This window comes from Clostridium sp. JS66 (genome assembly GCF_033561535.1).
Classification (GTDB): domain Bacteria; phylum Bacillota; class Clostridia; order Clostridiales; family Clostridiaceae; genus Clostridium_AM; species Clostridium_AM carboxidivorans.
This window is the reverse complement of sequence record NZ_CP131467.1, coordinates 6,242,298-6,264,846: the sequence shown is the minus strand read 5'-3', so window position 1 is coordinate 6,264,846 and position 22,549 is coordinate 6,242,298. Positions and strand designations below refer to the sequence as shown.

Sequence of the window (22,549 nt, the reverse complement as noted above, 5' to 3'; positions counted from 1 at the left end):
AAAAGGCTACTTTATTTTTAAAATTGGGGTGTAATTATGAAAAATAAGGTTCTATTTACTTATGATTATGGTACAGATAAAATGGAAGAAATCAGGGGCTTAGGTTATGATGTAAAAATAATTAATGAAAAAGATGCAAAGTATAGTAACGATTTAGAAGATGTTGAAATTTTAGTTTGTTATAACCCATTTAAAACATTAGATATATGTAAAATGAAGAAATTAAAGTGGATTCAACTTTCTAGTGCAGGAATAGATCAGCTACCAATTGACTATATAATAAATAGTTCCATTAGTATAAGTAATAATAGAGGCGGATATAGTATTCCTATGGGTGAGTGGATTGTATTAAAGGCGTTGGAATTGCTAAAGCGCAGTAGCAAATTTTATGAAAATCAGAAAAATAAAGTATGGAAAATAGATACTACGGTATTAGAGTTATTTAGTAAAACAATTGGATTTATAGGTACAGGTAGTATTGCCCGGGAAGCAGCAAAAAGATTCTCAGGATTTGGTGTGAAAATATTAGGATTAAATACTAATGGCAGACCTGTTGATAATTTTCATAAATGCTTTTCAAACAAGAATATTGATGAAATGTTAGGATTATGTGATGTAGTGGTTATTACAATACCGTATACTGATGAAACTCATCACCTTATTAATGAAGATAAGTTTAATAAAATGAAGAATGGAGTATATTTAATAAATGTAGCAAGAGGTTCTATAATAGATGAAAATGCGTTAATAAAAAATATTGATAAAGGCAAGATAGGTGGAGCTGCATTAGATGTAGTAGAAAAAGAGCCTTTAGATATAAATAATCCTTTATGGAATTTTGATAATGTTATAATAACTCCACATAATTCATGGATATCGGAAATGAGAAATGCTAGAAGATTTAATTTAATATACGAAAATTTAAAAAGATATAAAAATAATGAAAAGCTAATAAATTTAGTTGACTTGAATAAAGGATATTAGTATTGCTTAAATAAGCATACTTAGATTGTAATTTTAAAATCAGTCTAAATATGCTTATTTTAATTTTTTACAAGTTAACATTGCAAAAGTTTTAAGATAACAGTCTATCTAGATCTAGTATTCCAGCTCCTTGAAGCCATTTAGGTAATTCTAAAAGATTACAGCATGTTTTTATAAGAGAAATTAAATCTTTAAAAGTTAAGTTAGGATTGCTTTCGTATAGTAGAGCGCAAATGCCACTTATATAAGCAGCTGCACAGGATGTGCCAGTATAGCAAGTGTAAGGAGTTTCTAAAGATTGAGGATATACTTTCGATCCATTTCTTTCTGATATATAAATTTTATTTGTATTTAATGAGCATATATTTACAGCTGCTGCACATGTATCAGGTTTTTCTAATTTAGAAAATGGTCCACTAGATGAATATTTATATGGTTTAAAGTTATGTTTAGTGGTATCTATACCACCTACTGTAATACAGTTATCTAAAGTAGCGATACCTGAAATACTGCATTCTGAATTACCATTATGACCTGATGGAACTACAATTGTTAAATTGTAATTATTAGATGCTATCATAAAAAGTTGTTGAAATAAGGAAAGCTTAAAATAATCATTTGATGTTAGTTCAAATGGAAGGCATAGTACTTTTATATTATATTCCTCACTTTCAGAAATAATAGTTGCTATAGAAAATAAGATATCAGATATATAACCTTTACCTAGTCCATTAAAAGCCTTGATACAATATAAATGGCTATTTTCAGCTATTCCTTTATAAACACCTTTTGATAAATAACCACTGCCAGATATTATACCGCTCATGAAGGTTCCATGTCCATTATCATCATACGGATAATTATAATTATTTAAAAGATCTGTGAATTTTTTGATTTTATTATTAGGGGTCAATAGATCAGTATGAGGATAAACACCACTATCAACTAATCCTATGCCTATATTCTTACCAGTTAATTTATATTTTTTTTGAAATGATATTTTATTAGAAGAAGCTATGTCATTACCACACAATAGTGCATAGTCATCAAAAGTTACATAATCTACTTCAGGATATTCTATAATTCTCTCTATAGCATTAGATGAGAGAATAGTAGAAATACAATTGATGTAAGGAATAAAGTGAATTAGATTCCCTTTATATGTTCTTATTTTCTTTTCAATAACTTCTGGTAGAGATTTACAATGTATTATGATTCTATAATTTTTATAATGTTTATTGGCTATGGCAACTTTTAGGTTTTTATCTAATTTATTTTTTATAGAAAACATCTAAAGCTCCTTAAAAATTAATTCCATATATATATTATAATGTTAACATTAAATATGTGTGCTTAAGAATAATTAATTTTTAGGAGCATATGTGCTAATCAAATTTAAAGTAGTTTTTACATAAATTAAAGAAAGCTTTAGATGTTGGAGTAAGTGTTCTTTTAGAACTTAATATTAAATAAATGTATCTTTTTAAATATAAATTTTCTATAGAGGTTTCTTTTATAAGGCCATAGGATATATAATCTCTAAACACTTGGCTAGATACTACAGATATACCTAAACCTTGCTTAACAAATTGAAGTAAGCTATCCAAATTATTAACTTCAAAGCATATGTCCATGCTAGATGTATCAAATCCTTGTTTTTGCAGAGCATCTTCAAAGGTTTTTCTTGTAGCAGAACCTTCTTCTCTTAAAACAAATTGATACTTTAACAGTTCTTCTATTTTCATACAACTTGGTAAGTTAAATTCTGGTGCTGATATTACGATTAAATCATCTTCAATTAGTTTATAGCTTTTAATTTTTTCATCATTAACTAATTCACCAATAATGCCTAATTCACAGTCAAATTTAATAATGTTTTCAATTATTTCTCTAGAGCTTCTTTCCATTACATCAAAAGAGACCTCAGGATACAAAGTGTGAAATTTTTTTATTAAAATAGGTACTATTGTATTACAAGGAGTAGTACTAGAAGCTAATTTAAGTTTTCCGCTAACTGTTTCATTGAATTTGGCTAGATTAGAAATAGCTTTATCACGTGCATTTAAAATGTCTATAGCATAATTTAGAAATGAGCTTCCAGCTGGTGTTAAAAGCACTTCTTTTGAAGTTCTATCAAAAAGCTGTATTTTAAGTTGCTTTTCTAAACTAGATATATGCGAGCTAATAGCAGGTTGTGATAAAAAACAAGCATTTGCAGCTTTAGAGAAGCTTTTAAATTTTGCCACATTTATAAAAGCTTCTATTTGTTTAAAATCCATATAGATTATCCCCCCGTAATAGATGTTGTCTTAATATAATAATATTGAGTAAGATTTATTAATTGGTATAGAATGTATCATCACTACTTTTAGAAGTGGGAAAATCATTATAATACCAATTACATTATACATTATATCCTTATATTTCGTTTAAGTCTAATATATTTAACCTTTCCATTTAAATATTACAATACCTAAAATCATTATACAAATTCCAATTATTTTAGTAATGTGAAATTTAACTTGAGGTGCACCAAAGAATCCAAAAGCATCTATTAAGGCGGCAGCAGTTAATTGGGCTACTAGTATTGTTGCAATGGAGTAAGTAGCACCTAAGCTTGCAATACCCTCCATTACGGTAAAAGTAATAATAACTCCGAGAAAACCACCTAATAAGTATATTTTATTACAATGCTTTATGTTGCTAAGGCTTCCATTACCTAAAAGAAATAAAGTAATTAAAGTTAAAGCAAAACCTGTGCCTTGAACTATGGCATTTGTTTCCCATAATCCTATTTTTTCTCCGAGTCTTGTATTGAAAACTCCTTGAAGACTCATAGATATACCTGCTATTATTGAAAATATTATACCAAGCATTTTAAAATCACCACCCTAAGATTATTTTAACCATAATTAATTAGCATTATTAATTATGGTTAAAATAAAAGACCTATAATACTTATAGGTCTTAATAGAGATATATTAATATCCCTTATCCTGTCTTTTGTGATTAATAGAATTTTTAATAAGGTAAGCATTTTCTATATCTTCTATGTTAAAATCAAGGCTTTTTCCTAGAGCAAGAAAGTCTTCAAATAAAGTTATGTAATTATCTTTAGAAGAACAAATAAAAAAATCATTTATATCTACATAGAGATTTAAAAATTGAGCAACTATATCATATTGAGAGTCTTTAATAGCTATATTGTTTATGTTTTCAAAGCTTTTTTCCAACCCTAGGCTTAGTATAAAATGAAGACAATCAACAAATTCTTCTAAAACAATGTTCCGATTTGAGGCAGATTTAGAGCTCCAATATTTAAAACATTTAGTTTCATTAGCAAGTTCTGCAAGTTCTACTTGAAGTGCTAATACTTTTTTCGACAACAAAGAAGTTTGATCAAGTTCATGTTCTTTTTCTATACGTTCATTTAAATTTTGTTGTAAGTGAAATAGTTTTTCCAGATTCATATAATAAGGCCGCCTTTCCATATCCTTATAATTAAGTATAATAACATTAAGTTACCTTTAGATAAATACTTCCTACTTATATATTTTATCGAAAATTAATAAATATTGAAATGACCAGCAAACGGTTACATGAAATTTTTTTTAAATTGTTAAAAAAATTTGATTTTTTAGGATAATTAGACTCAATATTCAAGTAAAATGAAAGAGAGAGCTGCCTAATTTATACAGAAAACTCTCTCTTTAAACTTAATTATATATTAAATTTCATTTTATTTAAACAATACTTTCATAGTATTGATATAAATTCCATAAGGCAATTTCAACTTTTAGTTTTTTAACAAACCTTATCTTAGTTATTTTAACAATAATGAATTATCTTGCTTTTCTCCAAAATGAAGATTTATTTCCTTGTTATAGCAGACTTTACATTAACGCCTTCAATTTTACCTAGTTTACCAGTCATAGCACTTATGTTGTCTGACGTACCATCAACAATTAATGATATAACTGATATGTTCTTTTCCTTATAAGGAATTCCCATTCTTCCAACGATTATGCTTGCAAAAGAATGAAGTATGCTATTAACTTTTGATGCGTTTTCAAGATCTTCTATAACTATGCCTACAACACCAATTCTTTTTTCCATGTTATTACCTCCGAGTTTATTAGAACTCAGCAGAACCTGTTGTTCTTGGGAATGGAATTACATCTCTTATGTTAGACATTCCAGTTATATACATTAAAATTCTTTCAAATCCTAAACCAAAGCCTGAGTGTTTTGTTTCACCATACTTTCTTAATTCAAGGTACCACCAGTAGTCTTCCTTGCTAAGTCCCATTTCATCAATTCTCTTTTCTAATATATCTAATCTTTCCTCTCTTTGACTTCCACCTACTATTTCACCAACACCAGGTACAAGTAAGTCAGCAGCAGCAACTGTTTTTCCATCCTCATTTGCTCTCATATAAAATGCCTTTATATCTTTTGGATAATCTGTTACAAATATAGGCTTCTTAAATACTTTTTCAGTTAAATATCTTTCATGTTCAGTCTGAAGGTCAATTCCCCATTCTACTGGGTATTGGAATTCATGACCAGATTTTTTCAATATATCTACAGCTTCTGTATATGAAATTCTACCAAAGTCTGAATTTGCAACGTTATCTAATCTATCAAACAATCCTTTGTCAATAAATGAGTTAAAGAATTCCATTTCTTCAGGTGCATTTGCAAGCACATATTTTATTATGTACTTAACCAAGTCTTCAGCTATGTCCATATAATCTTTTAATTCAGCAAAGGCCATTTCAGGTTCTATCATCCAGAATTCAGCAGCATGTCTTGCTGTATTTGAATTTTCAGCTCTAAATGTTGGTCCGAAAGTGTAAACATTTCTAAATGCAAGAGCAAAAGTTTCTGCAGATAATTGGCCGCTTACTGTAAGATTTGTCTCTTTTCCAAAGAAATCTTTTGAATAATCTACTTTGCCATTTTCGTCTTTTGGCACGTTTTCTAAATCTAAAGTGGTTAATCTGAACATTTCTCCAGCACCTTCACAGTCACTTCCAGTTATTAATGGCGTATTAGCGTATACGAAACCTTTTTCTTGAAAGAACTTATGAACAGCAAATGCAGATACAGAACGAACTCTAAATACTGCTGAAAAAGTATTACTTCTAGGTCTTAAATGAGCTATAGTTCTTAAATATTCAAGTGAATGTCTTTTCTTTTGTAATGGGTAATCTGAAGAAGATTTTCCTTCTACAGTTATTTTAGTAGCTTTCATTTCAAAAGGTTGTTTTGATCCAGGTGTAAGTACTATAGTGCCTTCAACTGACAAAGAAGAACTAATAGCAAGTTTTGTTATATCCTTAAAGTTTTCAAGACTATCATCAAAAACTACTTGGATATTCTTAAAAAATGATCCATCATTTATCTCTATAAAACCAAATGATTTAGAATCTCTTACGGTTCTTATCCAACCAGATATTTTTACAGGGTTATTGGCAAATTTTTCAGTTTCCCTATATAAGGATTTTACTAATGTTATTTTCATAAATTAAATTCCTCCTAAAAATATAAAATTTAATTATTATTTAAATAAATACATGTAAAAAACCTTCCATCCATAAAGGGACGAAAGGCTTCAATTTAGCAGTAACACCTAATTTGTCAAAAATGACTAACTTAAACAGTAAAGAAAATTTCTTTACTTACCAGTAGTAAGGCATTGACTACTTCTAAGCCTACTATCCAATGAGGAGTTAGATCAGAAACTTAAGGTTGTTATTAAATGTAAACTAAATATTTATGATTTAACTTAATAAACTGCTAAAAATAAAGGCTACATTTGCTAGTCTCGTCATTACTTTTTATTATACACTTTATTCTAAAATTATAATATCTATACAATTATATGTCAACGTTTATATTATAGATACTTAAACCAATATGTAGGTCTAAAGGCTATAGCATGTTCCTTTAATTTCTATTATTGCCAGTGGGTGTTATAATATGCTTTAAATAAAGTGATTTTCACTTTTTTATTAAAGTACATAGTTTGAAAAATGTATGTAGTATTATTGCCCTGTAAATATTAATTTTCTTTTTCAAGGTTAGTATATCATAGAACAGAAGAATTGGCTATTAAGTGGATTAATGTATAAATATAATTAGTTAAATTGCATGGATTTACATAATTGTATCTATAACGTAGATATAGTGTATCTACAAAATAAGCTTATGAAAATAATTTTTTACAATATTTGCATAAAAAGTAATTGATTTGCACCTACATTTAGAGTACAATGTAGATACGAAAATAATTTAGAGGAGTGATGAAAATGGCTGAATACATAATGGCATTAGATGCTGGAAAATATGCTGTTAAGGCTGTTGGAAGAAATTCTAAGGGGTTAACTTCTGATATAAAGAAGGTGAACATTAGAACTAAGATATACGAGCTAAAAAATGGATATATAGATGCAGAGGGAAAATCATATAAGGTAGTGTTTAATGGTGAAGAATTAATTGTAGGTGAACAAGGTGAAACTAAAAGCTATGAGACATCAAAGACGTTGTTCATACATAAAGTGTGCACTTATACAGCCATTACTCAATTTTTAGAACCCGATACTAAGGATAACAAAATAAGTATGGTTCTTGCGTGTCCTATAAGTGTGTTGAAGGTTGAAAAGGCTAAACAAGAATATAAAGATTTCATAAAGGGTAGCGGAATTATAGAAATAAATGTAGATGATAAGGATTATAGCTTTGAAATTTCTAATGTAATGATAAAGGCTGAGGGGTCTGGAATAGTTTATTTATCTCCTCATTTGTTTAAGAACAAAAAAATAGGAGTAGTGGATTTTGGAGGATTAAATTTTACATTTTCCCTTTATACTGATGGTATTTGTATGTCGCCTTCATCTGATCGTTTTGTGGAGGAGTTTGGTGCAATAAAACTAATTAATTATGTAGCTGATGATTTAACAGGTTATAAGAGAGGTAATATAGTTAAATTCGAGGTGGCAGAAAGAGCACTTAATGTTGGATATTTATCTAATTTTGGACAGATAGATAAGGGAAGTCAGGAAGTTATTGAGGAGAGCAAAAATCGTTTTTTTGATGAAGCTTGTGATCAGATTAGTAGGCATGGATTTCGTATTGAAGAATTAGATGGTTTAGTATTTATAGGTGGTACTACCCAGAAGTTAGTTGAAGCTATAACAAAGAAAATTCCTAATTCATTTATAACAGCTGATCCACAATGGTCAACTGTAGAAGGTTTATATAAAGTGGCATACAAGAAATATATTACCTAGGGAATAATAGGGGGGATATATTATGGCAAAACGACCTGGATCATTGGTTCTCACATTTTCTAAGAAAAACATGGATATAAGGAGGTTACTAGAAAATAAAAAGCTTAATAATGAAAGCTTTGTAACAACTGATTATATTTGTGAATCTATAAGATTTTATGAAAAATATAAGGATTCTATTGGAAACAATAATTTAGAATCTATAAAAAAATTAATAGATGACAGACTGAAAAAGTTCATTCAAGCTAATAGTACTGTGACACTTGGATTAGCAGAAACTAAAAATGATGTAGAAAATGAGAAAACAATTATAAATGAAATAAAAACAAACATAAGTGCTTTAGAAAGTGATTTAGATGATATACCTATTGATGAGGATTAGAAGAATTCAAATAAAAAGTTAAATGTTACTTATGGTATGGTTCACCACTAATGATTCTATAGCTTCTGTATATTTGTTCTAATAAAATTACCCTCATAAGTTGATGAGGAAATGTCATTTTAGAAAAACAAAGCTTAAAATCAGCTCGCGATAATACTTGACTTGAAAGGCCAAGGGAACCACCAATTATAAAAGCTAAGTTGCTATTTCCATTAATACCAGCATCTTTTATAAAAGACGCTAATTGTTCAGAGGAAAGCATAGAACCTTTTAGGTCTAAAGCAGTAACAAACATATTACTTTTTATGTGTTTTAGAATACTTAAGCCTTCTTTGTCTTTTATTTGAAGTTCTTCTTTTTCAGAAGCATTATCAGGTGTCTTTTCATCAGGAACTTCTATTATATCTAATTTACAATATCTGCTTAAACGTTTAGAGTATTCATTTATAGCTTCCTTTAAGTACTTTTCTTTAAGTTTACCAACGCATATTATGGATATGTTCATTATAAAATCTCCTAATCATTATATATAGTGTATTTTAACAAAGAAAAAAATCCTTACACTGAAGTGTAGGGATTTAATTTCAAACTAAGCATTTTTTCCACAGCAGTGTTTATATTTCTTTCCACTGCCACATGGACATGGGTCATTTCTGCCTACTTTGTTTTTGTTTACTACAGTTTTAGAGTTAGCCCAATCTTTATGTATTTCTTTTCTCTTTTCTTTAGAGAATATAGATTCCCATTGAGGAAGAGTGTAAAGATAATCAGCTTTAGCATCTAACATATTAAAATATAATTTTTCAAAATCTATTTTTATTTCAATGTTAGAATCCTCTTCTAGAGTATTAAGATCAAAAGATTCAACAAGACTGTCATTAATTCCATCTAGAAAACCCATAAAAAATATTGTTGAAGTTTCAAATTTATCTGCCAAATCTTTAATGCTTCCACTTATAGTATGATTATGTTCTGCCAAAACTTTTGTATAAATACTTTTTTCAATAGAACCATATTCTTTCCAGAATGCAGCTTCTCCTCTAGTTTTAACAAAATCTACAACCATATCTGTCCAACTTTTATACAAACTCATAGTTTTATCTCCTTTTGAAAATATATTACTAACTTAAAAATGCATACTACTTCAAATATTATAATAAAAAACCTAATATTTTTCAATAATCTTTTTATACCACTTTTTATTATAATTTACTTTTTCTTAGTATTTGATATAGTATCTTTTCCAAGTGGGGATGTTAAGTTAAAATTATTTCCCCACATATTAGTATCCTTGTTGTCTATAAAAATTTTAACCTTTTGTATTGAAGGCAATTCAGTTAAAGAAAAAATGATGCTTTTTAAGCAAGTTTCTTCTTTATATGCATTCATAGATATATTTGCCTCTTTACTAAAATTTACATAAGCAGTATTGTCTTTAATGGAAAAACTTAAAAGCTTTGTATCTTTAGGTAAAACCGGGTTTAAATTACTTTTTACACCGGGACCTTTTATAATCTCATTAATAATGGTTTCGCCTAATAATTCATCTTTTTTTATAACGCGTTGTTCTTTAGATAAATCAGTAGAATTATTAGAAGATCCAAAATATATATTTAAATCCAAAGCATTTTCCTTTTCCTTTGATAGAGCAATTTGCTTTTCTTTATCACCAGAACTTATAGTGTCCTTGTTTTTACACCCTGTTAAGCCTACCATAGAAAATATAGTCATGGAACATATGAATATCGAAAGAGTTTTTTTCATATCCCTCACCTTTTTATTAAAATTCTATATAATTACTAGGCATATCCCTTTTAGCTACAGAAACAGTTAAATCTTTATTCAGATCAATTTTAGCTTCATTTAGTATGTTTAATACTGTTTGATATGCAAGTTCAGGGTAATTATTTGTTTTACTTAAATGTCCTAAAATAATTTTCTTAAATTTACCATTTGCTATATTAACAATAGCTTTGCCACAATCATCATTAGATAAATGGCCTATATTACTTAAAATTCGCTTCTTTAAATTATAAGGATAAGGACCGAATTTTAACATTTCAACATCATGATTGCTCTCTAATAGAACTACATCTGCATCTTCTAGAGTTTTGCGAATCTCTGTAGAAAAAAATCCTAAATCAGTTGCTATACAAGCTTTTTTATCTTCACAACTCAGAGAATATCCAGAAGGAGCAGCTGCATCATGAGAGATTTTGTAACTAGTTATATCCATATCTTTAATGCTTATGCAATTGCTTTGCAATACTTTAATATTTTTATCTTTTATCTTACCAATGGTTTTTGACATAGAATCCCATGTAGGAGCATTTGTGTATATAGGTATATCATATTTTCTAGATAATACACCTACTCCCTTTGTATGATCTATATGTTCATGAGTAACAAATATGCCATCAATGTCAGCAGGATTTTCTCCAATACGCTCAAGTGCTTTTTCTATGCTTTTTCCTGGAAGTCCTGCATCTACTAAAACTTTAGTGTTATTAGAAGATACAAATATACTATTTCCACTACTGCCACTATACAAAGGACAGAAAATCATAATAATTCTCCTATCTTAAATTAATACTATTCTGAGCAACTAACTCTTTTTATATCTGCACCTAGAGCCTTGAATTTATCTTCAATATTTGGGTAACCTCTATCAATATGTTCAATACTTAGAACTTCCGTAACTCCATCAGCAATAAGACCAGCAATAACCATGGCAGCACCTGCCCTTAAATCAGTTGCTTTAACTACTGCCCCTGTAAGTTTATCAACACCATCTATTATAGCAGTTCTACCTTCTACTTTTATATTGGCACCCATTTTTTTTAGTTCATCAACATGCTTGAATCTACTTTCCCATATGCTTTCAGATATAATGCTTCTACCTTTAGCCACTGTTAATAGGGTACTCATAGGTTGCTGTACATCTGTTGGAAACCCTGGATAAGGTTGAGTTTTTATGTTTACTCCTTTAAGCTTTCCGTTAGATTTTACAGTAATACAGTCACCATCTTCAATTATTTCAGTACCTGATTCTATGAGCTTTGCTGAAATAGATTCTAAATGTTTGGGTATAATATTTTCTAAACGCACTTCACCACCACATGAAGCAGCAGCAATCATATAAGTTCCAGCTTCTATTTGATCAGGTATTACACTGTAGGAGCATCCTTGAAGTTCTTTTACACCTACAACTCTTATTACATCAGTACCTGCACCTTTTATATTAGCACCCATACTATTTAAAAAGTTTGCTACATCTACAATGTGAGGTTCTTTTGCTACATTTTCTAAAGTAGTTACACCTTCAGCAAGAGTTGCTGCAAGCATGACATTTATAGTAGCTCCTACACTAACTACATCAAAGAAAATATTAGTTCCTATTAATCGATCAGCTTCTACTACAACACAGCCATGTGTTATATCTACTTTAGCACCTAAAGCTTCAAAACCCTTTATATGTTGATCAATAGGCCTAACTCCAATAGGACATCCTCCAGGAAGTTCTACTCTGGCTTTTTTAAATCTACCTAAAAGAGCACCTATAAGATAGTAAGAAGCTCTCATTTTTCTTACGTCTTCAGTATTAGCATTTACATTATTTATAGTAGTGCTATCTATAACAACTGAATTTTTTCCTACTTCTATTTTACAACCTAAGCTTTCAATTATTCTTTCTAAACAGTGAACATCCTCAATGTTAGGTATATTATCTATATTGCAAACATTTTTACTTGCGAGTATAGCAGCAGGAAGTATTGCTACAGCAGCGTTCTTAGCACCATTTATTTCTATAGAACCAAAAAGAGGTTTTCCTCCGTTAATTACCAATTTATCCATTCCCGATCCATCCTTATCATATTAATAAAATTTATATTAAATTAAAAATCTTAAATTCATATTACTACACAAAGTTTATTATAACATAATTCTATAATATTTTAACATTAATTTTAAAAATGTGAAGAGGATGTTTTATGTAATTTAATTGAAAAAGTTGAGAAAACATTATATTATTAAAAATATAGATTATATTTATATCAAAAAATCACATTTTATACTATTTTATTAAGATTAATTTGGGGGATTGAACAAATATGAAATATTACTTAGTGGCGCTATTTAACAAGGATTCTTATTCTTCTATTGAAGAAATACAAAAAAATATATGTAGAAAGTACAAATTATACAAAAATATGCCTGTTTTACATATAACATTAGAAGTTATAGGGGATCCGGATATTGAAAAGTTAAATAAAATAGTCGGAGATATATTAAAGCCTTATAAAAAATTTAAAGTAAAGATAAATGGAGCTATATGTTTTGACCCTCCATATAAGTCTGTTAATTTAAAAATAGAAAATAAGGGTTATATTATTAGAATTGCAAGACAGGTAAATGAAAGTTTAAAGCTGCATGGATTTGATGTTAGAGAAAATATAGATAACTGGGACTTACATGTAGCAGTAGCTAATACTAATTTTGCATCAAGACAATGGAGTAGCAAGGAATATGTTACAGCGTGTGAAAATACTAAAAACTTGAACTTCCATAAGATGGGCATAATAGATAGAATAGAACTTTGGAAACCTATAAATAATAAAAAAGATATGGTAATAAAAACTTTTCAATTAAGAGAATTTTAAAAGTAAGGACCTTATATAAACTTTATTAGTAAATATAAGGTCCTTATTTTTTTGCGTGTGAAAAAGTTTACAGAAAATTATTGACATATATTAAAAGATAATATAAAATGAGATTAACCGGTTAACTAAACCGGTTAACTAAAAAAGAGGTGATATTTAGATGCAAAATATTTGTATTTTAGGAAGCATAAATATGGATTTAGTTTTAAGAGTAGATAGAATGGTAAAATCAGGAGAAACTATTTTATCAAAGGGTTTTCAAAAAATACCAGGTGGCAAAGGAGCTAATCAAGCTGTAGCAGCAAAAAGGTTAGGTGCTAATGTATGTATGCTAGCTAGTGTGGGTAATGATGAAAACGGTTTCTCATTAGTGGAAGCTTTAAAAAAAGATGATATAGATGTAAGTAATATAAGTTACAGTGACACTAATCCTACAGGAATGGCTATTATAACTGTAGATGATCTTGGAAATAACTCTATCATAGTAGTTCCAGGAGCTAATATGGAGATAGATACAAAATATGTTGAAGAATTAGAAAAGGTTATAAAAAATTCAAAAATATTAGTAGCTCAATTTGAAACACCAATAGAAGCTACTATACAAGCTTTCAGAATAGCAAAAGAAAATGGAGTACTTACAGTTCTAAACCCTGCACCAGCAAAGGATATACCAGAAGAACTACTAAAGAGTACAGATATTATAGCACCAAATGAAACTGAGGCATTTGAACTTACTAATATAGAAGTTAAGGATGAAGAAAGTATAAGAAAAGCTTCAAATAAATTCTTAGAAAAAGGTGTAAAGTTTGTAATAATAACTTTAGGAGAAAAAGGTGCGGCTATACTAGATAAGGATAGATTGAGCATTGTACCTGCTTATAAGGTAAAGGCGATAGATACTACAGCTGCAGGAGATAGCTTTATAGGAGCACTTACAAGTAAGTTAGTAAACAGCGATGTAATTAATTTTAACTCTATTGAGAATTCTATAAAATTTGCAAATAAAGTTTCATCTATAGTAGTACAAAAATCAGGTGCACAGCCTTCACTTCCTTATTTAGAAGAGGTAAAGGAAACATATGGGGAGGAATAAACAATGAAAAAGATTGGTATGTTAAATTCTAATATTTCAAGTATTATATCACAAATGGGTCATACAGAGACTCTAGCTATTGGAGATTGTGGACTACCTATTCCAAAGGAAACAGAAAGAATAGATATAGCACTTATAAAGGATGTACCTACTTTTATACAAACACTAAAAGTAGTATTGCAAGAACTACAAATTGAAGAGGTTGAAATAGCTAAGGAAACAGTAGATGTTAGTCCTAAATTATATGAAGAAATAAAAAATGAAATTGGAGATGTAAAAATAACATTTATTACTCATGAAGAGCTTAAAGTTAAGCTAAAGGAGTGCAAGGCAGTTATAAGAACAGGAGAACAGACTCCTTATGCAAATATAATTTTAAAATCAGGAGTTATATTCTAATAAAGTATTAGGAGGATAAAGTATGGAAAGTAAAAAGCCTATTTTGGAAATGGTGGGTATATCTAAATCATTTCCAGGAGTAAAGGCGTTACAAGATGTGCATATAAAAGCTTACGGTGGAAAAGTACTGGCCTTACTTGGAGAAAATGGAGCTGGAAAGTCCACATTAATGAAGATAGTAAGTGGTGTATATAAAAAAGATGAAGGAAAAATTATTGTAGATGGTGATGAAATAGAAATCCATGGAATAAAACATGCTGAAAGTTTAGGAATAACAATCATACATCAAGAACTTAGTGTTCTTCCTAATTTAACAGTAGCTCAAAATATATTTTTAGGTAATGAAAAATTTAGCAAAGGTACCAGAAAAATAAATAAAGTTTGGATGAAAGAAAGAAGTAAATATTTCTTAGATCAAATCGGATGCAACATAAATCCCAATACATTAGTCAAGGATATAAATCTTGGAGATATGCAAATGATTGAAATTGCAAAGGCATTAACTAAGAATTCTAGTGTTATTATTATGGATGAACCTACTACAGCACTAACGGATGTGGAAACTCAAAAGTTATTTGAAGTAATTAGAAAACTAAAAGAAAAGGGAATAGCAATTATATATATATCTCATAGAATGGATGAAATATTCCAAATTTGTGATTCCATAACTGTTTTAAGAGATGGTAAGTATATAGGTTCTGTTGAAACTAAAGATGTAACTAAAGATGATTTAATTACCATGATGGTAGGAAGGAAACTTGAAGAACAGTTTCCTTATAAAGAAGTAGAAAAAGAAAATGTTTTACTTAAAGTTGAAAACCTATCCATGAAGGATAAAGTAAAGAATGTAAGTTTTGAGATTAGATCAGGAGAAATATTAGGTGTTTCAGGTCTTATGGGAGCAGGAAGAACTGAGCTTGCCAAAACTATATTTGGAGATTATAAGAAGGATTCTGGAGAAATATATGTAGATGGCGAAAAAGTAAACATTACTTCACCTAAAGATGCCATTAAATATGGTATATGTTATTTATCAGAGGATAGAAAACAAGAAGGTCTTATTTTAAATATGTCTGTAGCTGAGAATATGACACTTCCTAATCTGACTAGTTATGAAAACAAAATGAAAAGAATAGATAAAAAGTCAGAAAAAAAGGAAGTAGAAGAGTATATTAAAAGGTTGTCCATAAAGACACCTAATCAGCAACAATTAGTTAAAAACCTTAGTGGAGGAAATCAACAAAAGGTAATTTTAGCTAAATGGCTAATGCGTTCACCTAAAGTATTAATAGTTGATGAACCTACAAAGGGTATAGATGTAGGTGCAAAAAAGGAAATTTATGAAGTATTAAACAAGCTAAAAAGTATGGGAAAAGCTGTTATAATGATTTCTTCTGATATGGCAGAAATATTGGGAGTTAGTGATAGAGTAATGGTAATGCATGAAGGAAAAGTAACAGGAGAATTAAAGAGAGAGGAAGCAACTCAGGAAAGCATAATGAAGTATGCTATTGGAGTTTAAAGTATCAATTAGATACAGGAGGAGAGGGAAAAATGGAAAAAGATATTAAAAGTTTGCTGTTTAAATACAAGTCTTTAATAGGATTATTAATATTATGTATAGTTATATCGCTTGTAACACCTAGATTTTTAACTGTTCCAAACATATTAAATGTATTTACTCAGGTTTCAGTTAATGCAATTATTGCGGTAGGTATGTGTTTTGTAATACTAACAGGTGGAATAGATTTATCAGTTGGATCTACTCTTGCAATAGCAGGTGCAATTGCCGCATCTTTAGCGCAAAAGAATGTTAATATAGTTTTGATTTTAGTTTTAACTGTAATAATTGGAGGATTAATTGGATTAGTTAATGGAATAATAGTTGCAAAGGGAAAAATTCAAGCTTTTATAGTAACATTAGCTACTATGACGGTGTTTAGAGGAGTAACTTATGTCTATACTAATGGAACTCCAATATCTGGACTTGGAACTAACTTTACTTTCATTGGAAATGGAACCATACTTGGAATACCTTTACCAGTTATTATAATAGCCATTGTAGCTTTAATAGCTTGGTATGTATTGACTCAAACTAGATATGGTAGATATGTATATGCTGTTGGAGGAAACGAAGATTCATCAAGATTATCAGGTATAAATACAGATAAAATTAAAGCTTTAGTTTATGTTTTATCTGGAGCAGCAGCAGCATTAAGTGCTATTGTAGTAACCAGCAGAATTGGTTCTGCATCACCTAATGCAGGAAGTGGTTTTGAATTAGATGCTATCGCAGCAGTTGTACTTGGAGGAACTAGTCTTTCAGGTGGAGAAGGTTCTCTTACTGGAACAATAATAGGTGCAATGATAATAGGAGTATTGAATAATGGTTTGAACTTAATGAATGTATCTCCTTTTTATCAATCAATAGTAAAAGGACTTGTTATATTGTTAGCAGTTATGCTTGATAAGAAAAATAAATAAAAAATTTATTTATATAAAATAAGGGAGGAATATTATTATGAAAAGAACACGTTTAAAAATGATGTCACTTATGTTAACAGGTGTACTTGCAATTGCAGGGCTTACAGGATGTGGTAACAGCAATCAACAACAATCATCTAACCAAGGTGGTAAAAAGAAAATAGGAATGGTAATATCAACTTTAAACAACCCATTCTTTGTTACAATGAAAGATGGAGCAACTAAAAAGGCAAAAGAATTAGGTTATGATTTAGTAGTTGTTGATTCACAAAATGATGCAACAAAAGAAAGATCAAATGTAGATGATCTTGTACAACAAGGTGTTTCAGCATTAATTATAAATGCTACAGACAGTGATGCTGTTGGAAATTCAATTAAAGTAGCAAATGATAAGAAAATACCAGTTATAACTGTAGATAGGCAAGCAAATAGTGGAACAGTTGTTACTCATATAGCTTCAGACAATGTTAAGGGTGGAAAAATGGCAGCAGAGTTTATACTACAACAATTGGGAGGAAAAGCAAATATAGTTGAACTTCAAGGACAACCAGGAGCATCAGCTACAAGAGATAGAGGTAAGGGATTCCATGAAGGCGTTGATGGTAAAGCTAACGTTAAGGTAGTTGCAAGTCAATCAGCAGATTTTGACAGACAAAAAGGATTAAATGTAATGCAAAACATAATGCAGTCTACACCACAGTTTGATGCTGTTTTTGCTCATAATGATGAAATGGCATTAGGTGCAGTTAAAGCATTACAAGGTAAAAAGATTATAATAGTAGGTTTTGATGGTACTGATGATGCTAAAAAGGCAGTTGCAAATGGCGAAATGACAGCTACAGTTGCTCAACAACCAGATTTAATGGGAAGTTTAGCTATTGAGAATGCTGTAAAGGTTATAAAGGGTGAAAGCGTTCCAAAACAAATACCTGTAGATTTAAAACTTATAAAAAAATAATAATTTAAAATTGAAAATCCAGGATGCAAATCCTGGATTTTATTAAACAAGTATTAATTGTATTCAAATTGATTACTAAATAAAATACAGTTATAATTAAATACAAATTAGTTTTACAAGGGGTAATTATGAAAAAGGTAACAATGTTGGACATTGCTAAAAAGGCAGGAGTATCTAAGGCAACTGTTTCTATGGTTTTGAATAAGAGAGATGGAAATATAAGTGAAGAAACTAAAAGTAGAATATTAACCTTATCTAAAGAGATGAACTATATTCCCAACCATTTAGCGAGAAGTTTAAGTACTAAAAAAACAGATACTATAGGAATAGTTTTACCGGATATAACAAATCCATTCTTTGCATCTATTGCAAGAGCTATTGAAGATAGGGCAAGTTATTTAGGATATAATGTTATTTTTTGCAATACAGACAATGAAATTAATAAAGAACAAAAGTATATAAAGGTTCTCATAAGCAAATTAGTTGATGGAGTTATTTTTATAGCTGGAGGAGAAAGCAGTGTTAGTATAGAAATGTTAAAAAACAACAATGTACCTTTTGTGCTTGTAGATAGATATATAGATAGTTATAAAGAAGCTTATGGAGTATATTGCTTAAATAAGAATGGAGTTATTCAAGGAATAGATTATTTATATAATAAGGGAAAAAGAAATATAGCGTTTGTAAAAGGACCTGATACATTAGAAATTTCAAATCAGAGATTAGAAGGCTATAAAAATGCTATGAATAAATATGGTATATATAATGAAAATATTATTTTTAAAGGAGCTTTTAACATAGAAGGTGGAATGAAATCTACAAAATTGATGTTGGAAAGTAATGAGAAAATAGATGCTGTATTTTATAGTAATGACATAATGGCTTTAGGTGGGATAAAGGTATTGAAAAGAAGAGGTATTAGTATACCTGAGGATATAAGTATCATTGGTTTTGATAATATACATATATCGCAGGTAATTGAGCCAGAATTAACTACTATAGCTCAGCCTATTTATGAAATGGGAAGAGAGTCTTGCAATTTGCTAATAGATATAATAAATAGTAAAGTTATACCAAATAAACAAATTTATTTTGAAACACATTTAATAATAAGAGGTACAACTTAATAAAACCCTACATAAATTTATGTAGGGTTTTATTTTTTAGATATCTAATAGATTTTTCTTATAATTAGAATATAATTCTCTTAATTCTTTTATCTTTTCATCAAGTTCTATTTGAAGATTTGAAACTTCATCATATTTCTTTATATCAGTAGCAACTTTTATTCTTGTAAATAAGCTTTGCTTTGAGTATGAATCTTTCATTAAATAATGTCTTAATTCATTTATCTTCATCCAATTAGCTACATCAAGGTCTAAAGCTTTGTCTATAGAATGAAGAGGCTTACAAGCTCTTATTTCATCTGAGTAATTTGCTATAATCCTGTTGTTTATTTCAACAATCCATCTTTTAGTAGTACCAAGTACAAAGCTGTTTATAAGTTTTTCATTTAAAACATCACCTTGCATAAGAACTGCTTTTTTATCTGGATATTTATCAAATGCAGAAAGATTTTCGTAAACAGTAGCAGGAGCTTTACCAAAGAATTTTTCTCTTTCTTCATCAGAGAAGTCTTCAAATACATCTTCTTCACTTCTATAAGCTCTTCCCAATTCTAGATAATCGGCATTATCTTCTGGTTTCTTTGAAAGTTCAGCTAAAAGTTCATCTTCAGTTTTTTCATCAGTTACTGCATACTTAATACCATCTAACATAGACATGTATAGTGCAGTTACAGCTAAGTAAGTATTTGTATGTGGGTTTGGAGCTCTAAGCTCAAATCTTGTTGATAATGAGTTTTGTAAGTCTCTTATAACACCTATAAGTACTGTTCTGTTTCTAGAAGGAATTTCTACAGAATTACCTATAGAAGTTACAATACAAATTGGAGCTTCAAATCCAGGTTTTAATCTTCTTAAAGAATCATTAGTAGAAGATACAAATGGATTTACTACTTCATAATTTTTAAGTATTCCCATTATAGAAGCATATCCAAAAATGCTTAAGAAATGTTTCTTTGGTGATGAGAATAAGTTAATTCTCTTTCCATTTTTAAGTTTTAAAGCTATTCCAATATGAGTATGTTCACCACTACCTGCAACACCGTCTATAGGTTTAGCAAGGAATGTAACATCTAATCCATTTTTTCTAAAAGTTTCTTTAACTAAGCTCTTAACTAAAAGTTCATTATCAGCAGCCTGTACTGCAGTAGAGTATTTCCAATCTATTTCAAGTTGTTCCATTATGTGAGTAAGTTTTCCTGATTCATCTATTTTTGCTTTTACTCCACCAACTTCTTTATGGCCCATTTCAGGTTCTAAACCATATGCATCCATAATAAGTAAAGATTCTTCAAGACATGTTCTTACAACACCTTTTGTTCTAGTCCAATATTGCTCTTGCAATACTTGAGAAGTAGAAAGTTCTTCAACTTCAGCTTTATCGTTAGGAGTTTTAACCCAAAATTCTAATTCTGTAGCACAAGTAGCAACTACATCTTCTATGTCATCATATTTTATGTCAAAAGCTGCTAGTGAACTTGGATGTGCTTTAAATAAGTCCAAAAGAGTTGATTTGAAGTGTTCTATAGCATGTTTCAAAATGTGTCTGGAGTCTACAGCAACATTTTCATGATATAAGAAGCAAGGAATTCTTAAAGTTCCGATAGGTTTTCCAGTTTCACCGTCTATATGCTCATAGTTGTATTCTACGTACCAGTTTACATCGACATCAGCTAGCATATCAACTTTAGCATTGTTTAAGCTTGCTATTCCAGGGAGAACAACAGATGAACCATCAGTTTGAATTGCTCCCTTCAAGAATGTGTCTATATCGTCTAAGAAGACTTTCATAGGGATTTTTTCGTCAGTATCATTTCCTGATAAGTCTATGCCTATAAGGGACACAAATTTTATTTCAGGATGAGAAGTTAAGATTGCCTTTAATTCTTTTTCTGAATGATTTTCTTTTGAAATGGTGTAGATTAAATCTTTTATCATACAATTTCCTCCTATAAAAATAAAAAAAGAGTTTTTTTTTACTCTTTTACTTTGTAATTTAAGAAAATGATATTAATAACGTGTTTTTGTGAATTTTTTTATATTCAAGATTTTATAATTAATATGCCCATATGTCAATAGGAAAAATGAAAGTTTATTAAAAAAAAACTTCACTTAGCAATTGAAAATTTTTATTCTGTAAAAAATATTGCATTATTTTTTACAAAAATTCAATTTTATATCTAATTATTGCGAAAATATTAAATGCAATGTATATTTATGCAATGAACTTTCATAATTTGTATAGTTCAATTCTATATTATATAATATTAAGCATATATATTAACTAACTATAATGAAGGTGGTAGAGTGAAAGTGGAATGTAGACCAATAGGTTTTTTTGATTCTGGAGTTGGAGGAATTAGTGTATTAAAAGAAGCGGTAAAACTTTTACCAGGAGAAGATTTTGTTTATTTTGGAGATTCTAATAATGCACCATATGGTATAAAAACTGTAGAGGAAGCTAGTAGATTAACCTTTGAAGCTGTAGAATTTTTAATAAGTAAGAATATTAAGGCAGTAGTAATTGCTTGTAATACAGCAACCAGCGCCGCTATAATAGATTTAAGAAAGAAATATAGTAGTGTAATGCCTGTAATAGGTATAGAGCCAGCATTAAAGCCTGCTGTTGAATTGAAAAGAAAAGGACAAATAGTTGTAATGGCCACACCTATGACTTTGGCTGAGAGGAAATTTAATAATTTAATGAACAGATATAAAAATCAGGCACAAATGTATCCTATGCCATGTCCTGGTCTTGTAGAATTAATAGAACAAGGCATGGTGGAAGGAGAAGAGGTGGAGAAATATCTAAGAGATAAAATAGAATCATTAAAAGAAGAAGGAATAGCAGCTATAGTTCTTGGATGTACCCACTATCCTTTTATAAAAAAGACTTTATCTAAGTTACTTAATAATGAAGTTCCAATTATAGATGGAAGCTTAGGAACTGTAAAACAATTGAAAAGAGAACTTATAAAAAGTAATTTGGCAAGTAAAAAAAGAGAAGGTGGAAAGGTAACTGTATATAATTCATTAGATAGTGATGAAATTATAAAGTTAAGTTATAAGCTATTGGAATGTGAGTAGATAATGTAACATTAATGATAGTTAGTATTAATAGTTTTTAAATAAAGTTTTTTATGTGAATAATATTTATGTATTATGATAT

23 protein-coding genes are annotated in these 22,549 nt (G+C 29.3%); 11 read left to right on the top strand and 12 right to left on the bottom strand.

Features of this window, described 5'->3' with window-relative positions; all coding sequences use genetic code 11:
- The first annotated feature begins 36 nt into the window (after positions 1-36).
- On the top strand, positions 37-984 hold the full coding sequence (locus Q6H37_RS29145; protein ID WP_318738569.1) for a phosphoglycerate dehydrogenase: 948 nt from the start codon (positions 37-39) through the stop codon (positions 982-984).
- Positions 985-1,075: 91 nt separating this feature from the next.
- Here the strand turns inward: Q6H37_RS29145 and Q6H37_RS29140 are convergent, their stop codons facing one another.
- From Q6H37_RS29140 to asnS, 6 genes are all read right to left on the bottom strand, one after another.
- Positions 1,076-2,275 (bottom strand): S8 family serine peptidase, encoded by a 1,200-nt coding sequence (locus tag Q6H37_RS29140; protein ID WP_318738568.1) that lies wholly within the window; start codon positions 2,273-2,275, stop codon positions 1,076-1,078.
- 94 nt (positions 2,276-2,369) lie between these two features.
- On the bottom strand, positions 2,370-3,263 hold the full coding sequence (locus tag Q6H37_RS29135; protein WP_318738567.1) for a selenium metabolism-associated LysR family transcriptional regulator: 894 nt from the start codon (positions 3,261-3,263) through the stop codon (positions 2,370-2,372).
- 165 nt (positions 3,264-3,428) lie between these two features.
- The gene (locus tag Q6H37_RS29130) at positions 3,429-3,860 is read right to left on the bottom strand and encodes a DMT family transporter (protein WP_007059837.1); all 432 of its coding nucleotides are present in this window, start codon (positions 3,858-3,860) and stop codon (positions 3,429-3,431) included.
- Between the two features lie 105 nt (positions 3,861-3,965).
- Positions 3,966-4,454, bottom strand: coding sequence for a dUTP diphosphatase (locus tag Q6H37_RS29125; protein ID WP_318738566.1), 489 nt, complete (start codon positions 4,452-4,454; stop codon positions 3,966-3,968).
- A 400-nt stretch (positions 4,455-4,854) separates the two neighbouring features.
- Positions 4,855-5,100: a TM1266 family iron-only hydrogenase system putative regulator gene (locus tag Q6H37_RS29120; protein ID WP_318738565.1), complete on the bottom strand. Its 246-nt coding sequence runs from the start codon at positions 5,098-5,100 to the stop codon at positions 4,855-4,857.
- 19 nt (positions 5,101-5,119) lie between these two features.
- Positions 5,120-6,511, bottom strand: a complete 1,392-nt coding sequence (gene asnS / locus Q6H37_RS29115) for an asparagine--tRNA ligase (RefSeq protein WP_318738564.1) — start codon at positions 6,509-6,511, stop codon at positions 5,120-5,122.
- A 787-nt stretch (positions 6,512-7,298) separates the two neighbouring features.
- Here asnS and Q6H37_RS29110 point away from each other — a divergent pair.
- Positions 7,299-8,279 carry a ParM/StbA family protein gene (locus tag Q6H37_RS29110; protein WP_318738563.1) on the top strand — a complete coding sequence of 327 codons (981 nt, stop codon included), beginning with the start codon at positions 7,299-7,301 and terminating at the stop codon, positions 8,277-8,279.
- Positions 8,280-8,301: 22 nt separating this feature from the next.
- Positions 8,302-8,661 carry a hypothetical protein gene (locus tag Q6H37_RS29105; RefSeq protein ID WP_318738562.1) on the top strand — a complete coding sequence of 120 codons (360 nt, stop codon included), beginning with the start codon at positions 8,302-8,304 and terminating at the stop codon, positions 8,659-8,661.
- Positions 8,662-8,686: 25 nt separating this feature from the next.
- Here the strand turns inward: Q6H37_RS29105 and rlmH are convergent, their stop codons facing one another.
- From rlmH to Q6H37_RS29080, 5 genes are all read right to left on the bottom strand, one after another.
- Complete coding sequence (gene rlmH, locus Q6H37_RS29100) at positions 8,687-9,166, bottom strand: 23S rRNA (pseudouridine(1915)-N(3))-methyltransferase RlmH (RefSeq protein ID WP_318738561.1); 480 nt, start codon at positions 9,164-9,166, stop codon at positions 8,687-8,689.
- Positions 9,167-9,250: 84 nt separating this feature from the next.
- Entirely contained in the window at positions 9,251-9,754 is a 504-nt protein-coding gene (locus Q6H37_RS29095; protein ID WP_318738560.1) for an SEC-C metal-binding domain-containing protein, read from the bottom strand.
- A 116-nt stretch (positions 9,755-9,870) separates the two neighbouring features.
- Positions 9,871-10,425 (bottom strand): GerMN domain-containing protein, encoded by a 555-nt coding sequence (locus tag Q6H37_RS29090; RefSeq protein WP_318738559.1) that lies wholly within the window; start codon positions 10,423-10,425, stop codon positions 9,871-9,873.
- Positions 10,426-10,441: 16 nt separating this feature from the next.
- On the bottom strand, positions 10,442-11,227 hold the full coding sequence (locus Q6H37_RS29085) for an MBL fold metallo-hydrolase (RefSeq protein ID WP_318738558.1): 786 nt from the start codon (positions 11,225-11,227) through the stop codon (positions 10,442-10,444).
- 26 nt (positions 11,228-11,253) lie between these two features.
- Positions 11,254-12,516: a UDP-N-acetylglucosamine 1-carboxyvinyltransferase gene (locus tag Q6H37_RS29080; RefSeq protein WP_007059847.1), complete on the bottom strand. Its 1,263-nt coding sequence runs from the start codon at positions 12,514-12,516 to the stop codon at positions 11,254-11,256.
- 257 nt (positions 12,517-12,773) lie between these two features.
- Between Q6H37_RS29080 and Q6H37_RS29075 the strand changes: the two genes are divergently transcribed.
- The 7 genes from Q6H37_RS29075 (at position 12,774) to Q6H37_RS29045 (ending at position 19,383) form a co-directional block, all read left to right on the top strand.
- The gene (locus tag Q6H37_RS29075; RefSeq protein WP_318738557.1) at positions 12,774-13,322 is read left to right on the top strand and encodes a 2'-5' RNA ligase family protein; all 549 of its coding nucleotides are present in this window, start codon (positions 12,774-12,776) and stop codon (positions 13,320-13,322) included.
- 160 nt (positions 13,323-13,482) lie between these two features.
- Entirely contained in the window at positions 13,483-14,415 is a 933-nt protein-coding gene (gene rbsK / locus Q6H37_RS29070) for a ribokinase (protein ID WP_318738556.1), read from the top strand.
- Positions 14,416-14,418: 3 nt separating this feature from the next.
- The gene (gene rbsD, locus Q6H37_RS29065) at positions 14,419-14,814 is read left to right on the top strand and encodes a D-ribose pyranase (protein ID WP_007059851.1); all 396 of its coding nucleotides are present in this window, start codon (positions 14,419-14,421) and stop codon (positions 14,812-14,814) included.
- A gap of 22 nt (positions 14,815-14,836) precedes the next feature.
- Positions 14,837-16,336: a sugar ABC transporter ATP-binding protein gene (locus Q6H37_RS29060; protein WP_318738555.1), complete on the top strand. Its 1,500-nt coding sequence runs from the start codon at positions 14,837-14,839 to the stop codon at positions 16,334-16,336.
- A gap of 32 nt (positions 16,337-16,368) precedes the next feature.
- Positions 16,369-17,298 (top strand): ABC transporter permease subunit, encoded by a 930-nt coding sequence (locus Q6H37_RS29055; RefSeq protein ID WP_318738554.1) that lies wholly within the window; start codon positions 16,369-16,371, stop codon positions 17,296-17,298.
- Positions 17,299-17,335: 37 nt separating this feature from the next.
- The gene (gene rbsB / locus Q6H37_RS29050) at positions 17,336-18,256 is read left to right on the top strand and encodes a ribose ABC transporter substrate-binding protein RbsB (RefSeq protein ID WP_318738553.1); all 921 of its coding nucleotides are present in this window, start codon (positions 17,336-17,338) and stop codon (positions 18,254-18,256) included.
- A 128-nt stretch (positions 18,257-18,384) separates the two neighbouring features.
- Complete coding sequence (locus Q6H37_RS29045) at positions 18,385-19,383, top strand: LacI family DNA-binding transcriptional regulator (protein WP_318738551.1); 999 nt, start codon at positions 18,385-18,387, stop codon at positions 19,381-19,383.
- A gap of 36 nt (positions 19,384-19,419) precedes the next feature.
- Here the strand turns inward: Q6H37_RS29045 and Q6H37_RS29040 are convergent, their stop codons facing one another.
- Entirely contained in the window at positions 19,420-21,318 is a 1,899-nt protein-coding gene (locus Q6H37_RS29040; protein ID WP_318738549.1) for a glutamine synthetase, read from the bottom strand.
- Positions 21,319-21,687: 369 nt separating this feature from the next.
- On the opposite strand from Q6H37_RS29040, the gene murI reads away from it, so the two are divergent.
- The gene (gene murI / locus Q6H37_RS29035; protein ID WP_318738547.1) at positions 21,688-22,467 is read left to right on the top strand and encodes a glutamate racemase; all 780 of its coding nucleotides are present in this window, start codon (positions 21,688-21,690) and stop codon (positions 22,465-22,467) included.
- The last annotated feature ends 82 nt before the right edge of the window (positions 22,468-22,549 follow it).

What these genes read in the sequence shown, in the direction of transcription:
- Q6H37_RS29145 (WP_318738569.1), top strand. Translation starts at nt 37, where the DNA reads ATGAAAAATAAGGTTCTATTTACTTATGATTATGGTACAGATAAAATG.
- Q6H37_RS29140 (WP_318738568.1), bottom strand. Translation starts at nt 2,275, where the DNA reads ATGTTTTCTATAAAAAATAAATTAGATAAAAACCTAAAAGTTGCCATA.
- Q6H37_RS29135 (WP_318738567.1), bottom strand. Translation starts at nt 3,263, where the DNA reads ATGGATTTTAAACAAATAGAAGCTTTTATAAATGTGGCAAAATTTAAA.
- Q6H37_RS29130 (WP_007059837.1), bottom strand. Translation starts at nt 3,860, where the DNA reads ATGCTTGGTATAATATTTTCAATAATAGCAGGTATATCTATGAGTCTT.
- Q6H37_RS29125 (WP_318738566.1), bottom strand. Translation starts at nt 4,454, where the DNA reads ATGAATCTGGAAAAACTATTTCACTTACAACAAAATTTAAATGAACGT.
- Q6H37_RS29120 (WP_318738565.1), bottom strand. Translation starts at nt 5,100, where the DNA reads ATGGAAAAAAGAATTGGTGTTGTAGGCATAGTTATAGAAGATCTTGAA.
- asnS (WP_318738564.1), bottom strand. Translation starts at nt 6,511, where the DNA reads ATGAAAATAACATTAGTAAAATCCTTATATAGGGAAACTGAAAAATTT.
- Q6H37_RS29110 (WP_318738563.1), top strand. Translation starts at nt 7,299, where the DNA reads ATGGCTGAATACATAATGGCATTAGATGCTGGAAAATATGCTGTTAAG.
- Q6H37_RS29105 (WP_318738562.1), top strand. Translation starts at nt 8,302, where the DNA reads ATGGCAAAACGACCTGGATCATTGGTTCTCACATTTTCTAAGAAAAAC.
- rlmH (WP_318738561.1), bottom strand. Translation starts at nt 9,166, where the DNA reads ATGAACATATCCATAATATGCGTTGGTAAACTTAAAGAAAAGTACTTA.
- Q6H37_RS29095 (WP_318738560.1), bottom strand. Translation starts at nt 9,754, where the DNA reads ATGAGTTTGTATAAAAGTTGGACAGATATGGTTGTAGATTTTGTTAAA.
- Q6H37_RS29090 (WP_318738559.1), bottom strand. Translation starts at nt 10,425, where the DNA reads ATGAAAAAAACTCTTTCGATATTCATATGTTCCATGACTATATTTTCT.
- Q6H37_RS29085 (WP_318738558.1), bottom strand. Translation starts at nt 11,227, where the DNA reads ATGATTTTCTGTCCTTTGTATAGTGGCAGTAGTGGAAATAGTATATTT.
- Q6H37_RS29080 (WP_007059847.1), bottom strand. Translation starts at nt 12,516, where the DNA reads ATGGATAAATTGGTAATTAACGGAGGAAAACCTCTTTTTGGTTCTATA.
- Q6H37_RS29075 (WP_318738557.1), top strand. Translation starts at nt 12,774, where the DNA reads ATGAAATATTACTTAGTGGCGCTATTTAACAAGGATTCTTATTCTTCT.
- rbsK (WP_318738556.1), top strand. Translation starts at nt 13,483, where the DNA reads ATGCAAAATATTTGTATTTTAGGAAGCATAAATATGGATTTAGTTTTA.
- rbsD (WP_007059851.1), top strand. Translation starts at nt 14,419, where the DNA reads ATGAAAAAGATTGGTATGTTAAATTCTAATATTTCAAGTATTATATCA.
- Q6H37_RS29060 (WP_318738555.1), top strand. Translation starts at nt 14,837, where the DNA reads ATGGAAAGTAAAAAGCCTATTTTGGAAATGGTGGGTATATCTAAATCA.
- Q6H37_RS29055 (WP_318738554.1), top strand. Translation starts at nt 16,369, where the DNA reads ATGGAAAAAGATATTAAAAGTTTGCTGTTTAAATACAAGTCTTTAATA.
- rbsB (WP_318738553.1), top strand. Translation starts at nt 17,336, where the DNA reads ATGAAAAGAACACGTTTAAAAATGATGTCACTTATGTTAACAGGTGTA.
- Q6H37_RS29045 (WP_318738551.1), top strand. Translation starts at nt 18,385, where the DNA reads ATGAAAAAGGTAACAATGTTGGACATTGCTAAAAAGGCAGGAGTATCT.
- Q6H37_RS29040 (WP_318738549.1), bottom strand. Translation starts at nt 21,318, where the DNA reads ATGATAAAAGATTTAATCTACACCATTTCAAAAGAAAATCATTCAGAA.